This window comes from Mycoplana azooxidifex (genome assembly GCF_014196765.1).
GTDB classification, from domain to species: domain Bacteria; phylum Pseudomonadota; class Alphaproteobacteria; order Rhizobiales; family Rhizobiaceae; genus Mycoplana; species Mycoplana azooxidifex.
On sequence record NZ_JACIEE010000002.1, the window covers coordinates 175083 to 192746 of the forward strand.

The window sequence follows — 17664 nt, forward strand, 5'->3', positions numbered from 1 at the left end:
GCTCACGGCTGCACCTCCGGGCCGGGGGCGCCGACGCGCCGGGCGCCGGTCACGGCGTCGATATAGTGGTGCGTGGCACTGAGGGCCTCGGTCGTGGCGTCCATGTAGCGCATCACCGGACCGGCCTGGACGGTGAGGACCATGGTGGCGAACAGCAGCATCAGCACCGGCGCCATCTCGATCACCAGCACGCGCGGCGCAGTACCCTCCAGCGATGCCCAGAAGGTCCGGATACCCGAGCGCGTCATGGCGATCAGGGCGGAAAGGCCCGACAGGATGATCAGGAAGACGACGAACCAGATGTAGGCCGGCACCGGGGCGACGCTCTCGCCGCCCGCAGGGTTCAGCATCGCCGACAGCATGGCGAACTTCGCGACGAAGCCGGACAGCGGCGGCAGGCCGGCAAGCAGGATGCCACAGGCGGCAAAGCAGATGCCGAGCATGGCCATGGTCCCCGGCATGGCGAATCCGCCGCCGCCCTCTTCCTCCTCGTCCTCCGCGTCCGCGTCGCCATACGCCTCCATCGTCACGGCGAGAACGCTGGCGCCGGCATCCTGTCCGCGTTCGACGAGCTCGATCAGCATGAAGAAGGCGCTGATCGTCAGCGTCGAGCTGACGAGATAGAACAGCGCGCCCGTGGTGATCCCGCCGCTGCCCATGCCGATGGCCGTCAGCATCGTGCCGGAGGAGACGAGCACGGAGAAGCCGGCAAGCCGCCCCAGCGCCTGCGAGGCAAGCACGCCGATGGCGCCGAAGGTGATGGTGGCGAGCCCTCCGATCAAGAGGACGTGCAGGCCGAAGCCGGACGACGGCGTTCCCTCGCCGAACACCAGCAGGGTGAGCCGCAGGATGACGTAGATGCCGACCTTGCTCATGATGGCGAAGATGCCGGCGACCGGGGCGGAGGCGGCGGTATAGGCCGGGGGAAGCCAGAAGTTCAGCGGCCACATGCCGGCCTTGATCAGGAAGGCGACCCCGAGAATGCCGGCGCCGGCCTCGAGCAGCATCCGCTGCTCCGCCCCGACGGTGGCCACGCGCACCGCGAGGTCGGCCATGTTCAGCGTGCCCGTCACCCCGTAGATGAGGCTGACCCCGATCAGGAACAGCAGGGCGGCGGCCAGGTTGACGGCGATGTAGTGCAGGCCGGCCTTGACGCGCAGGAGCCCCGAGCCGTGCAGAAGCAGGCCGTAGGATGCGGCGAGCATCACCTCGAAGAAGACGAAGAGGTTGAAGAGGTCGCCGGTCAGGAAGGCGCCGTTCAGCCCCATCAGCAGGAACTGGAACAGGCTGTGGAAATGCACACCGGCCGTGTGCCAGCGCGCCAGCGCGAAGATCAGCGCCGGAATTGCCAGCGTCGACGTCAGCACCAGCATCAGCGCCGAGAGGCGGTCGACGACGAGCACGATCCCGAACGGAGCGGCCCAGTTGCCGAGCAGGTAGACGCCCTGTTGCGCCATGTCTGGTCCGTCGATGCGGTCGGCGAAGCGGAAGAGCGCGATCGCCACAGCAAAGATCGCGATGGTGGAGGCAAGGCCGATCATGGCTTTCAGCGTGCGCTGGCGCTCGTCGAACAGCAGCAACGCCGCTCCCGTGACGAGCGGGATCAGGATCGGCGCAATGATGAGATGCTGGGCCAGGTTCATTGCGACTGCTCTCGACCGTCGACGTGGTCGGTGCCGGTGAGCCCGCGGGAAGCTATCAACACCACGAGGAAGAGTGCCGTGGTGGCAAAGCCGATCACGATCGCCGTCAGCACCAGCGCCTGCGGCACGGGATCCGAATAGGCGGAGACCGCGACTCCGTCGGTGAGGATGGCGGGCGCGTTCACCTTCAATCCGCCCACGCCGAAGATGAAGAGATTGACGGCATAGGACAGAAGCGACAGGCCGATGATGACCTGGTAGGTGCGCGGGCGAAGGATCAGCCAGACGCCCGAACCCGTCATGACACCGATGCCGAGCGAGAGAATGAGTTCCATCATGCGTCCTCCGGTTTCGGCGCGGTCTTGACCCGGTAGGTGCGGATCGACTGGTGGGCGATCGCAATCAGGATCAGCACGGTCGCGCCCACGACCAGGACGAACACGCCGAGGTCGAACAGAAGCGCGGTGGCCGCCGGGACCTTTCCGATCAGCGGCAGCGTCAGGTATTGCGAGTGCGAGGTCAGGAACGGGTAGCCGAAGAACCACGAGCCGGCGCCGGTCGCGACCGCCACCAGCAGTCCCAGGCCGATCCAGCGCAGCGGCAGGATCCTCAATCGGTCCTCCGCCCAGCGCGCGCCGCCGCCGAGATACTGCAGCAGGAAGGCGATCGCCATGGTGATACCCGCGGCAAACCCGCCGCCGGGCAGGTCATGGCCGCGCATGAACAGGTAGATGGCGAAGGTGATGACGACCGGGAACAGCCATTGCATGACGACCGAAGGCACGAGCAGGTAGTCGCGCACCGTGTCGCCCTGCTGCCGTTCCGGCTGGTCCAGGTCATAGGCGTTCTGGATCCGCTGCTGTTCGGGCACCTCGATGCTCTCCGATGCCGGGCGGAACCGGCGCAGCAGTGCGAAGACGGTGAGCGCGACAATGCCGAGGACGGCGATCTCGCCCATGGTGTCGAAGCCGCGGAAATCGACCAGGATGACGTTGACGACGTTCCTGCCGCCGCCTTCCGCATAGGCATGCTCCAGGAAGTAGTTGGCGATGGTGTCGGGCACCGGCAGCGTCATCACCGCATAGGCGAGGACCGACATGCCGATGCCGCAGGCGGCCGCGATCCCGAAGTCGCGCAGGCGTCTGACCCGCGCGGTGAAGCTGGTGCTGTCGTCGACTTTCCCCATGCGCTTGGGCAGCCAGCGCAGCCCGAGAAGCAGGAGCACGGTGGTGACGATTTCCACCAGGAGCTGGGTGATTGCGAGATCGGGTGCCGAAAGCCAGGCGAAGGTCACGCAGGTGACGATGCCGGCGCCGCCGATCATCAGCAGGGCGGCGAGCCGGTGATACTTGGCGACGACCGCGGCGGTCAGCGCCGAAAGCATGCCGATGGCCCAGATCATCGCGAAAGCGGGATCGACCCCGGTCAGAGGCGGCAGCTTTGCCTCGAAACCCGAGAAATAGAGCGGCACGAAGGCTGAGAGGAAGCTGATCCCGGCCACCAGCCGCAACTGCGGCTGCAGCCGCCGCGTGCCGAGGTTCGCCTCCAGCCAGCGCGCCCACTTCCAGGAGACGGTCACGAGGATGCGCTCGAAGATGCGCTGCCCGCGCAGGTGGCGGAAGATCGGCGGCCCGTCCTCGGCATGGGCGAGATAGCGGTGCAGCGCGAAATAGAGCGCGACGCCGCCGATCATCGCGATCACGCTCATGACGAGCGGCAGGGTGACGCCGTGCCAGACGTGCAGGCTGTACTGCGGCGTATCGGGCCCGAGCACCGAGATCACCGCCGTGCTGAGGAAGGGCCCGATCGACAGGCTCGGCACGATGCCGACGATCAGGCAGGCCAGGACCAGGAACTCGACCGGGAAGCGCATCCAGCGCGGCGGCTCGTGCGGGTGCGGATTGGGAATGTCGGTCGGCGGCGGCCCGAAGAAGACCGTGTGGATGAAGCGGACCGAATAGGCAACGCTGAAGGCGCCGGCAAGCGTGGCGATATAGGGCAGCGCGCGGTCCAGGATCGAATCCGCATGCGTCTCCACCGCTTCGGCGAAGAACATCTCTTTCGACAAAAACCCGTTCAGGAGAGGCACGCCCGCCATCGCCGCGCAGGCCACCATGGCGAGGGTGGCGGTGTAGGGCATGAAGCGGAACAGCCCGGACAGCTTCTGCATGTCGCGGGTGCCGGTCTCGTGGTCGATGATGCCGGCCGCCATGAACAGCGACGCCTTGAAGGTGGCGTGGTTGACAATGTGGAAGATCGCGGCGACCGCGGCAAGCGGGCTGCCGAGGCTGAGCATGGTGGTGATCAGGCCGAGATGGCTGATCGTCGAATAGGCGAGCAGCCCCTTCAGGTCGCGCTGGAAGATGGCGAAGTAAGCGCCGAGCACCAGGGTGGAAATCCCCGCGATGCCGACCAGCCAGAACCATTCGAACGTGCCCGAAAGCGCCGGCCAGAGCCTGACGAGCAGGAACACCCCGGCCTTCACCATGGTGGCCGAATGCAGGTAGGCGGAGACGGGGGTGGGCGCTGCCATCGCGTTCGGCAGCCAGAAATGGAACGGGAACTGCGCGCTCTTCGTCAGCGCGCCCATGAGGATGAGGACCAGCGCCGGCAGGTAGAGCGAATGTTGCTGGATCAAATCGCCGGCTGCCAGGATCTCGTCGAGGTCGTAGCTGCCGACGATATGCCCGAGCAGAAGGAAGCCGACCAGCAGACAGAACCCGCCGATGCCGGTGATCGTCAGCGCCATGCGCGCGCCGTCGCGGGCGTTGGCGTTGTGGTACCAGTAGCCGATCAGCAGGAAGGAGAAGATGCTGGTCAGCTCCCAGAAGATCGCCAGCAGGATGATGTTGCCGGACAGCACGATGCCGAGCATCGCCCCCATGAAGGCGAGCAGGAACGAGAAGAAGCGCGGGATCGGATCCTCGGCCGACATGTAGTAGCGGGCATAGACGACCACCAGGAAGCCGATGCCGGTCACCAGCATGGTGAAGAGCCAGGCGAAGCCGTCCATCCGCAGCGTGAAATTCAGCCCGAGTTCGGGCAGCCAGGCGATCTCGAACCGGACGATCTTTCCGTTCGTCACCGACGGATAGTAGAACGCCGTGAGGATCGTGGCGGCGAGCGCGACACCGCCTGCAAGCCAGGCGGGAAGCGTCCGGGCAGCGGTACGCCAAAGCAGGGCAGTCACGATGCTGCCGACAAAAGGAAGAAATAAGAGAAGAAGCAGTAATTTTTCAGGCATCAGCAAACATATCGAATCGAATCGGAACCTCTTCGTGAGAATGGGATAGCGTGTAGCGCAGACCGCATTCCAATGCGTGCGGCGCGCTGTAAAATTATATTTACCGATCAAGGCGCTCGTTGCAATCGGCGCAAGGGGCAAATCAGTCCGCAGCGGCGTGTTTTTTCCAGCCCGTCCCGACCGCGGCCGCATTTCGCCCGATTGCGGCGGGCGTCAGACTGGACGCTGCTCTATCGCGAGAGCTTCATGTGCCGGTTCACGTCCTTGTAGAGCAGGTAGCGGAAGCTGCCCGGTCCGCCGGCATAGCAGGCCTGCGGGCAGAATGCGCGCAGCCACATGAAGTCGCCGGCCTCGACCTCGACCCAGTCCTGGTTCAGCCGGTAGACCGCCTTGCCTTCGAGCACGTAGAGCCCATGCTCCATCACATGCGTCTCGGCAAAGGGGATCACCGCGCCGGGCTCAAGGGTCACGATCGTGACATGCATGTCGTGGCGCAGGTCGGACGGATCGACGAAACGCGTCGTTGCCCACTTTCCTTCCGTATGCGCCATCGGCGCCGGTGCGATGTCCTTCTCGTTCAGGAACAGCGCCTCGGGCACGTCCAGCCCGTCGACCTTTTCATAGGCCTTGCGGATCCAGTGGAACCGGGCCGGATCGGACCCCTTGTTGGAGAGGCGCCAGGCGCTGGCGGGAGGCAGGTAGGCATAGCCGCCGGGAGAGAGCACATGGCTCTGCCCGTCGAGTTCGACCGTCGCCTCGCCCTCCATCACGAACAGGACGCCCTCGGCCGCCGGGTCGAGTTCCGGCCGTTCGCTGCCGCCGCCGGGGGCGACTTCCATGATGTATTGCGAGAACGTCTCGGCAAAGCCGGAGAGCGGGCGCGCCAGCACCCACAGCCGGGTGTCGTTCCAGAACGGCAGGCAGCTCGTGACGATGTCCATCATCACCCCCCTGGGGATGACGGCATAGGCTTCGGTAAAGACGGCGCGGCCGGTCAGCAACTGCGTCTGCAGGGGGGCGCCGCCCTTCGGCGCGACATAGGTTCTATCGGTCATGCTCGTCTCCCTGCGAATGCGGTCCTGCATATGATGATTTGTCGATCGATAGCGCATGCGGGACGAAATTGCAGCGCCTTGTTGTCGGCGATCGTGCTTGCGCATTATCATCGTTGTGCAAATCGCCGGTCTAACGTGCCCAAAGGGTCGGGCCGGCAGGACGAGGATTTGGTCAATGCCTGTCGCCCGCGACGATCTCCGCGACTTCCTGCAAGCCGAGACCGACTGCATGCTGGTCGAAATCGCGGCGGTGGATGGCTCGGCGCCGCGCGAAGCCGGCGCCTGGATGCTGGTGTCGCCGCACCGCAGCTTCGCCACCATCGGCGGCGGCCAGCTGGAGTTCATGGCGATCGACCATGCCCGCCGGGCGCTGCGGCAGGGGCAGGCGGCGGAGCCGCTGTCCATTCCGCTCGGGCCCGAGATCGGCCAGTGCTGCGGCGGCCGCGTCGGCCTCGCCTTCGCAAGGGTCACGCCGGCACTGGCTACGCGTCTGATCGAGCGCTGCGACCGCGAGATCGCGGCGCGGCCTTGCGTCCATCTCTTCGGCGCCGGGCATGTGGGCAACGCGCTGGCGCTTGCGCTCTCGCTCGCCCCCGTCCGCACGATCCTTCTGGACGCTCGCGCCGAAGAGCTGAAGGCGGCCCATGTCCCCGGCGTCGAGACCCGCCTGACGGCCGTGCCCGAGGCGGTCGTTCGCGACGCCCCGGCCGGCAGTGCCTTCGTCGTCCTGACGCACGATCACGCGCTCGACTTCCTCATCGCCGCCGAGGCGCTGCGGCGGGACGACGCCGCCTATGTCGGCATGATCGGCTCGAAGACGAAGCGTGCGACCTTCAGAAGCTGGCTGTCGCGCGAGACCGGCCATCCGGAACTCGCCGAGCGTCTCGTCTGTCCGATCGGCGGCGCGGCTCTTAACGACAAGCGCCCGGCGGTGATCGCGGCCCTTGCGGCAGCCGAGATCCTGACGGCGGTGCTCGCCCCGAAAGCCCGCTCTCGCGCCCCGGTCGGCAGGCGGTCGGCCTTCCGTTCCCTGGATTGACGCGTCGCCCGACCCGGCCTGCTTTTTGCCTTTGCCGCTCGCCCCGCCGGTTTATCAGCCTTTCCTTGTGATCTATACACGGAGTGTGGAACGCGGATCTGATTCGGGGGCGTTGCTCTTGCCAACGGCTTGCGGCGTAAGACAATTCTGGCCGACGACCGGCATCGCCGCGCTTGCGGCCGCAGCCCTGCTCGCCGGGTGCGCGGCGCGGGACGGCGTGCGCCTGCCCGCCGCCAACCGCATCGTTTCCGACAGCGAGGCGCTGATCGTTCCCGCAGCCGGCGGCCCGGCCGTCGTCGACGTCGTCCAGCGCAACTACGCCAACGCGGTGGAGCAGAAGGTCTCCCTCTTCACCTCGTCGACCATTCCCGGCCAGAACTACCTCAGCATCCAGATGTTCGGGCCGATGGAAGCTGCGCTGGACGGCGAGAACAGGCTGGGCTTCCGCCCGGTGCACGCCGCCAACCTTTCCGGGGAGATGCGTGAGCAGATCCCGGGCGTCGCGATGAAGACCTCGCAGTTCTACCTGCAGAACCATTACGGCCCGTTCGGCTATGCATACGGGCGCAGCGCGACCGGCGATTCCTGCCTCTACGGCTGGCAGCAACTGCGCGCCCGCGACAACGAGCGCACCCTCTTCCAGAACCGCGGCAACATCCAGATCCGTGCGCGGCTGTGCGACAGCGACGCCGACGAGCGCGATCTGCTGGCGGTCATGTACGGCTACACCATCAACGGCACGTTCGAGCCGCAGGGCTGGAACCCCTATGGCCCGCCGCGCCCGGTGGATCCGACGCTGGGCGAGGATTCCAGTCCGATCGTGCCCGCTGCGGCCGAGCTTTCGACGCACGCTCCCCGCCCGGCCGCAAGCGCCCCGAGAGTGCAGCGCGTTGCGGTCGAACGCAGCGCTGCGACGGATGCCGTGGGCGGCGAAGGCGGACAGCCGCCGCGCCAGACTGTGGCTGTTCCTTCCCCCGTGGCCGTTCCTTCCTTCGGGACGAGTGCGCGGACCGCAGCGCCCGGCGCAACGGTCGTCGTGCCGTCGCCAGGCTGCATTGACGCCGCCAACTGCAATTGATCTCCGTCCGCGAAATTCCCGCCGGCTAATTTTTCGTTAACGGGAAGAGGCTAATTCTAGGATACTGCCCGCGCACGAAGGAATGGGAATGAACAGGATCGGCACCGTCGCAGTCTGGGCAGTGGTCACGCTGTGCGTCATTACCCTGATTACCCTGCCGATCAACATGCAGACGCAACTGATCGCCAGCATCACGATCGTGGCGCTGATGGCGATCATCAAGATCCTCAAGGGCGAGGGCATCTGGCGCCTCATCGCGCTGGCGCTCGGCACCGCGATCGTCCTTCGCTACGTCTACTGGCGCTCCACCAGCACCTTGCCCCCGGTAAGCCAGCTTGAGAACTTCATCCCCGGTTTCCTGCTCTATCTGGCGGAGATGTACAGCGTCGGCATGCTCGCGCTCAGCCTCTTCGTCGTCTCCATGCCGCTTTCGCCGCGCACCGGGCGTACCGGCGAGCTCAAGTTCTTTCCCAAGGTGGACGTCTTCGTTCCGAGCTACAACGAGGACGAGGCGCTGCTGGCAAACACGCTGGCCGCCGCCAAGGCGATGGACTATCCGGCCGACAAGCTGCAGGTCTGGCTTCTCGACGACGGCAGCACCGAGCAGAAGCGGAATTCGCACAAGGTGCTGGAGGCGCAGGCCGCCCTTGCGCGCCACGACACGCTGCGCCAGCTCTGCGAGGATCTCGGCGTGCGCTATCTCACCCGCGCCCGCAACGAGCACGCCAAGGCCGGCAATCTCAACAACGGCCTGGCCCATTCGGACGGTGAGCTCGTCGCCGTGTTCGACGCCGACCATGCGCCCGCGCGCGATTTCCTCCGCGAGACCGTTGGCTACTTCGACGACGATCCGAAGCTCTTCCTCGTCCAGACGCCGCACTTCTTCCTCAACCCGGACCCGCTGGAGCGCAATCTCCAGACCTTCGAGAAGATGCCGAGCGAGAACGAGATGTTCTACGGCGTCATCCAGCGTGGGCTCGACAAGTGGAACGCTGCCTTCTTCTGCGGCTCGGCCGCAGTCCTCAGCCGCAGGGCGCTGAAGGAGACCGACGGCTTCAGCGGCGTGTCGATCACCGAGGACTGCGAGACTGCGATCGCACTGCATTCGCTCGGCTGGAACAGCGTCTACGTCGACAAGCCGCTCATCGCCGGTCTCCAGCCGGCCACCTTCGCGAGCTTCATCGGCCAGCGCAGCCGTTGGGCGCAGGGCATGATCCAGATCCTGCGGTTCCGCTTTCCGCTGTTCAAGCGCGGACTGTCGATCCCCCAGCGCCTCTGCTACATGTCATCGACGCTGTTCTGGTTCTTCCCGTTCCCGCGGACGATGTTTTTGATCGCGCCGCTGTTCTACCTCTTCTTCGACCTGCAGATCTTCACCGCGTCGGGTGGCGAGTTCCTCGGCTACACGCTCGCCTACATGCTGGTGAACATGATGATGCAGAACTACCTCTACGGCACGTTCCGCTGGCCCTGGATTTCCGAGCTGTACGAGTATGTGCAGAGCGTGCATCTGCTGCCGGCGGTGGTCTCGGTGATGCTCAACCCGCGCAAGCCGACGTTCAAGGTGACGGCCAAGGACGAGACGGTCCTGGTCAGCCGCCTTTCGGAGATCAGCCGGCCGTTCTTCGTCATCTTTGGCGTGCTGCTGGTCGCCCTTCTGGTCAGCATCTACCGCTTCTATGCCGAGCCCTTCAAGGCCGACGTGACGCTGGTCGTCGGCGGCTGGAACCTGCTCAACCTGATCATTGCAGGCTGTGCGCTCGGCGTCGTTTCCGAGCGTGGCGAGAAGTCTGCGAGCCGTCGCGTTCGGGTCAGCCGCCGCTGCGATTTCGTGACGGACGGCCGCAGCTTTCCCGCAACGATCGAAAACGTCTCGGCGAACGGGGCGCGGGTCCAGGTCTACGGCATCGACCGCCAGAACGTCGGCTTCGACATGGATGCCGTGATCCGTTTCGTGCCCTATGGCGGCGACGAGCCGGAAGAGCTGCCGGTGCTGGTCCGCAACGTCGAGGGCCATGGCGATCTGACCGCGATCGGCTGCCGCTTCACGCCCTGCGTCGCGCGTCACCACAGCCTCGTCGCCGACCTCATCTTCGCGAATTCCAACCAGTGGAGCGATTTCCAGCTGGCCCGGCGCGGCAATCCGGGCATCCTGTTCGGAACGCTGTGGTTCCTGCGGGTGGCGCTCTACCAGACGAGCCGCGGCCTCGTCTATCTGCTTCGCAGCGCCAAGCCCGGGGCAGGGGTGGTCAAGGCGGGGGCGGCCAATTCGGGTGTCGCCAGCGAGGCCACACGATGAAGGTCATCCTTGCCGCGGCGCTGATCGCCTCCTGCGCGCTTTCGGCCCCCCTATATGCGCAGCAGCCGTTCGACATGAGCGGCGAGCGATCGCAAGACGCGACCGGCAACCCGCCGCAGCCGGGTCCGCCCCCCGTAGAGGGCCAGCCTTCCGCAGTTCAGCCGCCCGCGCCGGTGGAAAGCCCCCAGGCATCGCCGGCTGCACCGCCGGCAATCCCAGGCAGCCCCCCGCCGCAGCCTGCGAACGCGGCCGCCGGGCAGCGGATGTTCGTCATCCCGTCCGATCGCCTCAGTCTTGCCGGTGAGTTCGCCAATCGCGAATGGACCGTCTACCTCACGCCCGAACAGGCCGAGGCGGCCTCGAAACTGAACTTCGGCTACCGCAACAGCATCTACGTGGCCCCCGAGGCCTCGACGCTGTCGGTCTTCATCAACGACACCCTGATCGGCGAGGGGCCGATCCAGTCGCCGGGCGGCGTGTCGGACAGGAGCTTCGAGATCCCCTATGGGCTGATGCGGCCGGGGACGAACAAGATCGGCTTCCGCGCCACGCAGCGACACCGGACCGATTGCACGGTGCAGTCGACTTACGAGCTCTGGTCGGACGTCGTCCCCGAGCGGACATATCTCGAATTCGATGCGGCGAAGATGACCGCGCAGCCGACGCTGGACGACATCCGCGCCATCGGCGTCAATGCGCTTGGCCAGACCCGCTTCAACATCGTCGTGCCGAAACTGGAGCAGTCCGCGACGACGACCCCGCTGCTCCGGCTGTCGCAGGCGCTCGGCATGCTGGCTGCGATGCCCAACCAGATGTTCGAGGTCTCCACCAGCCTTCCCGCGAAAGCCGGGGCCGGCGAACTGACGGTCGTCGTCGGGACCGCGGCCGAGCTCGAGGGCATCCTGCCAAGGCTGCCCGATGGCGCGCGCTCGGGCGGCATCGCAGCCTTCATCGAGAGCCCCGTCACCGGCGCGCAGATTCTGGTCCTGACCGGCCCGAACTGGCAGTCCGTCGAGAGCGTGGTCGAAAACATCCTGGCGCCGGTGGACCGGCCGGAGAACGTCACCCGGGCGGTGTTGGCGACCCAGCGCTGGACCGGCATGAACACGCCGCTTCTGACCGGAAGCGCGCGCCTGCCGTTCTCGGCGCTGGGCCTGAAGTCGGCCGAATTCAGCGGTCGCCGGTTCCGCACCGGCTTCTATGTCGGCATTCCCTCCGACTTCTACGGGGATGCTTATGGCGAGGCCCGGATCCTGCTCGATGCGGCCTATTCGCGCGACGTGCTGCCCGGCAGCCACATCGACGTCTACGTGAACGGCAGCATCGCCTCGACGGTGCCGATCACCAGGGCGGGCGGCGATGTTCTGCGCCATCTTCCGATCCGCTTCACGATGCGCCATTTCCGCCCCGGCGCCAACCTGATCGAGATCGAGGCCGTGCTGCAGACCCGGGCCGACCAGGTCTGCTCGCCCGGCACCACCGCCGGCGGCGAGTCGCGCTTCGCCCTGTTCGACACCTCGGAGTTCCGTGTCGGCGACTTCGCCCGCATCGCCCAGCTTCCCAATCTCGCGGCCGTGGCCGGCACGGGCTTCCCCTACGGCCGCGGGGGCGAGACCGTCGACCTGATCGTCGAGCGGATCGACAACCAGACGCTGTCGGCGACGGCCACGCTGCTCAGCCAGCTTGCCGTCATGGCCGGACGGCCGATCCGCACCGTGCCCAAGGCGTCCGCCGTCGCCACGGGAGGGGGCAACGCGATCTTCGTCGGCCCGATATCGCAGATCCCGCCGGTGGCCCTGGCGCAGACCCATCTCTCCGAGGAGACGGCCAAGATCTGGGGCACCTCTGCTCAAGGTGCGCCCGCAGACGCCAACGCCGACATGCTGGACGAGTGGCGCCAGAAGACCAGCAGCAGTTCCTGGCAGAAGCCGTTCGTGGCCGTCAGCGACTGGCTGGACCGGACGTTCGACATTTCGCTGGGCTCGCTGCGGTTCCGGCCGGGCGACGAGGCGATGTTCGTGCCGCCCGACACCGCCAACGTGGTGATGGCGCAGGGCATCGGTCCGTCCGGCGGCGGCGCGTGGCTCGTGCTCACCGCGCCGACGCCCGAAAAGCTGCAAAGCGGAGCCGCCGCCCTGGCGCGCAACGCGAACTGGGAGCTTCTCTCCGGCTCGCTGACGCTGTTCGGCATCGGCGAAAACCCCATGGAATCGCGGCCGGTGACCCGCGTCACCTTCCTGCCGACGCAGCCGTTCTCCTTCTGGAACTACCGGCTGATCGCCGCGAACTGGCTGTCGACCAACATTCTCTCCTATGCCGTGCTGCTGGCCTGCCTGTCGGTTTTGCTGGGGCTCGTGACCTTCTCGCTGCTCGGTCGCTTCGGAAAGGGCAGGTAGGTGATGGGGCAGGAGCCGCCGTCTTTACCGATCGTTAACCATAGTCTGGCTTTGTCGATATCTCGCCTGCCGGTGGAATCGCGTGCCGTCGGCGCGCGAAGCGTCGCGGGGACGGTGCCCCGTCGCGGACGCTCCAGGTGGAGACCGGCATCACGATGAGATCCGTAGTTCTGGCGATCGCATGTGTGGGAGCGGCGGCAAGCAGCGTCGTCGGCGTGCTGCGGCCGGAGATCGATCTGTTCGACCAGGCCATCGACAGGATGAACCAGACCGCCTCGGTGGTTCCGGACGGTTCCGCATCGGCCGCGACGTCGCGCACCGGCAGGATCGGCGAGAACGGAGTCGAAGTCGCCCGGCATCAGCCGCAGGATCGGCCCCGGCCGCAGGCGCCGGCGGCCGCGCAGCCGATGGTCCAGGCTCAGGCGCAAACCCAGGACCAGCAGCAGCCGGTACCCGCGCCCGTCGTCGACGAAAGCGCCCTTCGCTATTTTGCCAGCAAGGGCGATACGGCCCGCCTTCAGGCCGAGATCGCCCGCCTGCGCGCGCTCTATCCGAACTGGACGCCGCCGCGCGATCCGCTCGCAGTTCCACAGAACGCCGACCAGCAACTGGAGCGCATGTGGCAGCTCTATTCCGAGGCGCGCTATGCTGATGTCCGCACCGCCATCGCCGACCGGCAGGTGCGAGAGCCCGGCTGGACGCCGCCGGCCGACCTGCTGGACCGGCTCGCCATCGCCGAGCGGCGCAGCCAGTTGATCGCCGCTTCGGATGCCAAACGGTTTGTCGAGGTGGTCAGCCTCGCCGCGGACACGCCGAGCCTCCTGACCTGCAGCGACGTCGATATCCTCTGGCGCGTGGCCGAGGCGTTCGCCGGCACCGACCGCGCGATGCGTGCTCGCGACGCCTATACCTATGTGCTGCGCAACTGCACCAACGAACCCGAGCGCATCGCGACCATCCAGAAGGCCGCCGCCCTGCTCGGCTATGCCGACATGCAGGAACTGCTCGGCTTCGAGAAGACCCTTCCCGACGGAACGCGCGAATTCGAGAGCATCCGCGACGATCTCGCCCGCCGGTTCGTCGCGGCCGGGGACGAGGACGGCAAGCTCGCCATCGCCGTGCCCTACATCCAGCGGGTCGAGCGGCTGGTGGAGCGCGAGGGCCTTGCCTCGGACGCGCTGCTGCTCGGCTGGTACGCGCTGCGCAGAGACGACATGCCGATGGCCGAGCGCTGGTTCCGCAAGGCACGCGGCATCGAGGACACGGCCTCGGCCTCGCAGGGCCTGGCGCTGGCCCTGATCGACCGGAAGATGCCGCTGGAAGCCGAAGAGATCATGCATCGCTGGTACGACACCTCCGACGAGACGAAGGCCACCTATCTCGCCGCCGTCGCCAACACGCTTGCGACCGATCCGCCCGTGGTCATCGCCGCCGACGTGCTCCAGCGAATGGCGGCTGCGACGCTGAAGGAGAAGGATCCGGCCAGCGCCCAGCAGTTCGGCTGGTATGCGCTCGCCTTCGACCAGCCGAAGACGGCGGAGCAATGGTTCCTGTCGGCGCTGAACTGGAAGGAGGAGGACGAGCCCTCCGCCTACGGCCTCGCCGTCGCCCGGCTGAGGCTGCGGGACCTGACGGGGATGCGCGCCGTGCAGGCGCTGTGGCAGGGCCGCTCGGAGCGCATCGCGCGCGTGGGCGAGCCGGAAGCGCAAACCCGCAAGGGTCGCGCCGCGGAGACGACGGCACGGCTGCAGGCCGCGGGTACCGGCGAACCGCGTGTCGTGACCTATGTGCGCCCCGTCGGCGAGGGGCGTGCGGTTCGGCGCGACCGGCAGGCCGTGCGCGCCCGCACCGCCGCCGGCTGCAGGACGACCCTTGATCCGCAGACGCTGGCGCCTGCGGCAGCCCTTGCGCGCGGCTGGTGCCTGATGGACCTGAACCGTCCGCTCGAGGCCGCCGCCGCCTTCGACGCGGCACTCCGCACGACGGCGCCGGACGTGCAGCGCGATGCGGCCTACGGCCAGAGCCTCGCCTATATCCGCGCCGGTCTCTTCAGGGAGGCCGCCGTCGCCGCGACAAAAGCGAAGCAGCCGCGCGCTCGTGCGGTGGAACTGCAGGCGGCCATCCTGTCGGACCGCGCCGTTGCCGCCTTCGACGCCGGCCGCTTCCGCGAAACCATCCTCTTCCTCGACCAACTGGCGCAGTTGCGCACCGAGCGCGCCGATCTCATGGTCCTGCGCGGCTATGCCTACAAGGGCCTGAACCGCACGGGCGACGCCAGGCGGATCTTCGAGACCCTGGCCGCGACCGGCCAGCGTGATGCCGTGCGGGCACTCGGCGACATGCGCGACCAGGGCACGCGCCCCCACTGATCGCGACGCCGCGAGGGCTCGGCACCTGCAGGGGCTGCGGACAGGGCGCCGGCGCATCCGAATTCGGTGGATGAGATCGACGGGGCGCCGATCTTGCACTGCTCGACCATAGGAATGCCGGATTTCGTCTATGATCCTCGCGCTGGAAACGTGGCGGTGCAGGGAACCCGGCCATGGTGGTTGACCAAGGAATTGGGCATGATGCGTTCTGCGGGGTTGAGGCCGGTGCCGACAGCCTTTAGGAGAGGCGCAGCCATCGTCGAACCTGCCGAAGACGGATGAAACTGTGATCGATCCCTATGACATCATCGGCGTCGCGCGCGATGCCAACACGGCCTCCATCAAGGCTGCCTACCGCCGCCGCGCCAAGACCGCCCATCCCGATTCCGGCGGCGACGTCGAAACCTTCGCACGGCTGAAGGCGGCCTACGAACTCCTGCTCGATCCCGTCCGCCGCAAGGTCTATGACGACACCGGCTATGATCCCGAGCTTGCCGACACCAAGGACCTGAAGGGCCTGATGGTGCTGGAGAAGCTGATCAACGAGGTGATCCTCGACGAGCGCGAGCCCGGCAGCTTCGACCCCATCGCCACCATCCGGCGCAAGCTGACGAACGAGATCGTCAATGCGCGCTTCCACATCATGGAGATGGAGCGTCACCGCGCCCGCATCCGCAATCACATGGACCGTGTCGGCAAGCGCCCGTCCGCGGACGTGTTCGGCAGCATGCTGCGCGCCCGCAGCGACGCGATCGCCGACGCGATCGAGAAGGCCGAGGCGCAGATCAAGGACATCGAGCAGGCCTATGGCATGCTGGACGGCTATTCCTACGACGTCGAGGTCGAGATCGAGACCCGCAACGCCGCCGAGTAGCCGGAAACGGGCGGCTGCTCTACAGCATGTCGCGCAAAAGTGTGCAGCGGTTTTGCGACGACGACATGCGCAAAGAGCGAAAAGCACGGGAGCAAATCTGAAAGATTGCGACGTGCATTAGAGCATGTCGCCGTCCGTCGAGTATTCGTAGAGCTCTTCGCCGCTCTCGGCGTCCACGCCCACGAGGCTGACGTCGTAGCCCCAGAGATGACGGATGTGGCGCAGGGTCGCGTCGCGGCTGGCCTCCTCCAGAAGCACGCCGTTCTTGACGTTGTGCTGCAGCCGGAGTTGGCGGTCGCCCAGCAGGTCCACGTCGACCACCTGGATGTCCTGCTGGTTGGCGCCGATGTCGTAGCTGCGAGCAAGCGCTGCGCGCACGGCCTGGTAGCCGCGCTCGTTGTGGATCGAGGCGACTTCGAGATAGTTGTCGCCGGAGCTGTCGGTCAGGAGGAACAGCCGGAACTTGCGGATCATCGCCGGGCTCAGATACTGCAGGATGAAGGATTCGTCGCGGTGGTTCGCCCAGGCGTCGAGGAGCGTCGCGCGCCAGTCGCCATTGCCGGCGATCTCGGGGAACCAGTCCTTGTCCTCCGCGGTCGGCTCCGTGCAGATCCGCTGGATGTCCTGCATCATCGCGAACCCCAGCGCATAGGGGTTCATGCCGTGGTAGCGGGGATCGTCGAAACCCGGTTGGAACACGACGTTGGCGTGGCTGTGCAGCACCTCCAGCATCGTGCCTTCGCTGACCAGGTCCTTCTCGAACAGCCGGTTCATGATCGTATGGTGCGTGAAGGTGGCGCAGCCCTCGTTCATCACCTTGGTCTGCCGCTGCGGATAGAAATACTGCGCGATCACCCGCACGATGCGCAGAAGCTCCCGCTGCCAAGGCTCCAGGATCAGGCTCGTCTTCTCCAGGAAGTAGAGCAGGTTCTCTTCCGGCAGGTTCAGCGCCTTCTTGCGCTCCGAGGCGTCGCGCTCGGCTTCCGCCCTCTCTTTCGGTGACGCCGGTGTCGGCAGCGTGCGCCAAAGGTCGTTGAAGGTCTGCTCCTCGTATTCCAGCCGCTCGCGCGCCCGCTCCCGCTCCTTCTCCGAGGACAGCCGCGGCGGCCGGCGATAGCGGAAAACGCCCTGGTCCATGATCGCATGGGCCGAATCCAGGATCGCCTCGACGGCGGCCGTTCCGTGCCGCTCCTCGCACTTGGTGATGTATTTCTTGGCGAACTCCATGTAGCTCAGGATCGCGCTGGCGTCGGTCCATTGCCGGAACAGGTAGTTGTTCTTGAAGAAGTGGTTGTGGCCGAAGGCGGCATGCGCGGTCACCAGCGCCTGCATCGCCATCGTGTTCTCCTCCATCAGATAGACGATGCAGGGATTGGAGTTGATCACCAGTTCGTAGGCAAGCCCGCGGCGGCCCTTGCGGTAGAGATGGTCCTCGAACACGAAGCGCTTGCCGAACGACCAGTGCTGGTACATCAGCGGCATGCCGACGGACGAATAGGCATCCAGCATCTGTTCCGACGAGATGATCTCCATCTGGTTCGGATAGATGTCGAGCTTCAATTCGCCGAGCGCGATCTCCTCGATCGCATCATAGGTGCGCGACAGGGTGTCGAAATTCCAGTCGGACCCGTCGAACAGCAGCTTTCCGGCGCTCTTCGTCATGGCGG

The 17664-nt window shown here is 66.4% G+C and carries 11 protein-coding genes; 6 read left to right on the forward strand and 5 right to left on the reverse strand.

Going from position 1 to position 17664, the window contains the following annotated elements:
* Positions 1-2 precede the first annotated feature (2 nt).
* The 4 genes from GGQ64_RS04315 to GGQ64_RS04330 all read right to left on the reverse strand — a co-directional run bounded on the left by GGQ64_RS04315 (position 3) and on the right by GGQ64_RS04330 (position 5942).
* On the reverse strand, positions 3-1643 hold the full coding sequence (locus tag GGQ64_RS04315) for a monovalent cation/H+ antiporter subunit D (RefSeq protein WP_183799639.1): 1641 nt from the start codon (positions 1641-1643) through the stop codon (positions 3-5).
* Positions 1640-1978, reverse strand: coding sequence for a Na+/H+ antiporter subunit C (locus GGQ64_RS04320; RefSeq protein WP_183799642.1), 339 nt, complete (start codon positions 1976-1978; stop codon positions 1640-1642). Before GGQ64_RS04320 ends, GGQ64_RS04315 begins: the two co-directional genes overlap by 4 nt.
* Positions 1978-4887: a monovalent cation/H+ antiporter subunit A gene (locus GGQ64_RS04325; protein WP_183799644.1), complete on the reverse strand. Its 2910-nt coding sequence runs from the start codon at positions 4885-4887 to the stop codon at positions 1978-1980. Before GGQ64_RS04325 ends, GGQ64_RS04320 begins: the two co-directional genes overlap by 1 nt.
* A 230-nt stretch (positions 4888-5117) precedes the next feature.
* The gene (locus GGQ64_RS04330; RefSeq protein ID WP_183799647.1) at positions 5118-5942 is read right to left on the reverse strand and encodes a bifunctional allantoicase/(S)-ureidoglycine aminohydrolase; all 825 of its coding nucleotides are present in this window, start codon (positions 5940-5942) and stop codon (positions 5118-5120) included.
* A 175-nt stretch (positions 5943-6117) separates the two neighbouring features.
* Between GGQ64_RS04330 and xdhC the strand changes: the two genes are divergently transcribed.
* The 6 genes from xdhC (at position 6118) to GGQ64_RS04360 (ending at position 15997) form a co-directional block, all read left to right on the forward strand.
* Positions 6118-6981, forward strand: coding sequence for a xanthine dehydrogenase accessory protein XdhC (gene xdhC, locus GGQ64_RS04335; protein WP_183799650.1), 864 nt, complete (start codon positions 6118-6120; stop codon positions 6979-6981).
* Between the two features lie 118 nt (positions 6982-7099).
* Positions 7100-8059 carry a cellulose biosynthesis protein BcsN gene (gene bcsN / locus GGQ64_RS04340; protein ID WP_183799653.1) on the forward strand — a complete coding sequence of 320 codons (960 nt, stop codon included), beginning with the start codon at positions 7100-7102 and terminating at the stop codon, positions 8057-8059.
* A gap of 88 nt (positions 8060-8147) precedes the next feature.
* Positions 8148-10358, forward strand: coding sequence for a UDP-forming cellulose synthase catalytic subunit (bcsA, locus tag GGQ64_RS04345; protein WP_183799656.1), 2211 nt, complete (start codon positions 8148-8150; stop codon positions 10356-10358).
* On the forward strand, positions 10355-12754 hold the full coding sequence (locus GGQ64_RS04350) for a cellulose biosynthesis cyclic di-GMP-binding regulatory protein BcsB (protein ID WP_183799659.1): 2400 nt from the start codon (positions 10355-10357) through the stop codon (positions 12752-12754). The genes bcsA and GGQ64_RS04350 overlap by 4 nt, the downstream gene beginning before the upstream one ends.
* Positions 12755-12909: 155 nt before the next feature.
* A complete protein-coding gene (locus tag GGQ64_RS04355) occupies positions 12910-15123 on the forward strand; it encodes a cellulose synthase (protein WP_210300142.1) in 2214 nt (737 codons plus the stop codon).
* A gap of 286 nt (positions 15124-15409) precedes the next feature.
* Positions 15410-15997, forward strand: coding sequence for a DnaJ domain-containing protein (locus tag GGQ64_RS04360; RefSeq protein ID WP_183799661.1), 588 nt, complete (start codon positions 15410-15412; stop codon positions 15995-15997).
* A 117-nt stretch (positions 15998-16114) separates the two neighbouring features.
* Here the strand turns inward: GGQ64_RS04360 and GGQ64_RS04365 are convergent, their stop codons facing one another.
* Positions 16115-17659: a SpoVR family protein gene (locus tag GGQ64_RS04365; RefSeq protein ID WP_183799663.1), complete on the reverse strand. Its 1545-nt coding sequence runs from the start codon at positions 17657-17659 to the stop codon at positions 16115-16117.
* Positions 17660-17664: the final 5 nt, after the last annotated feature.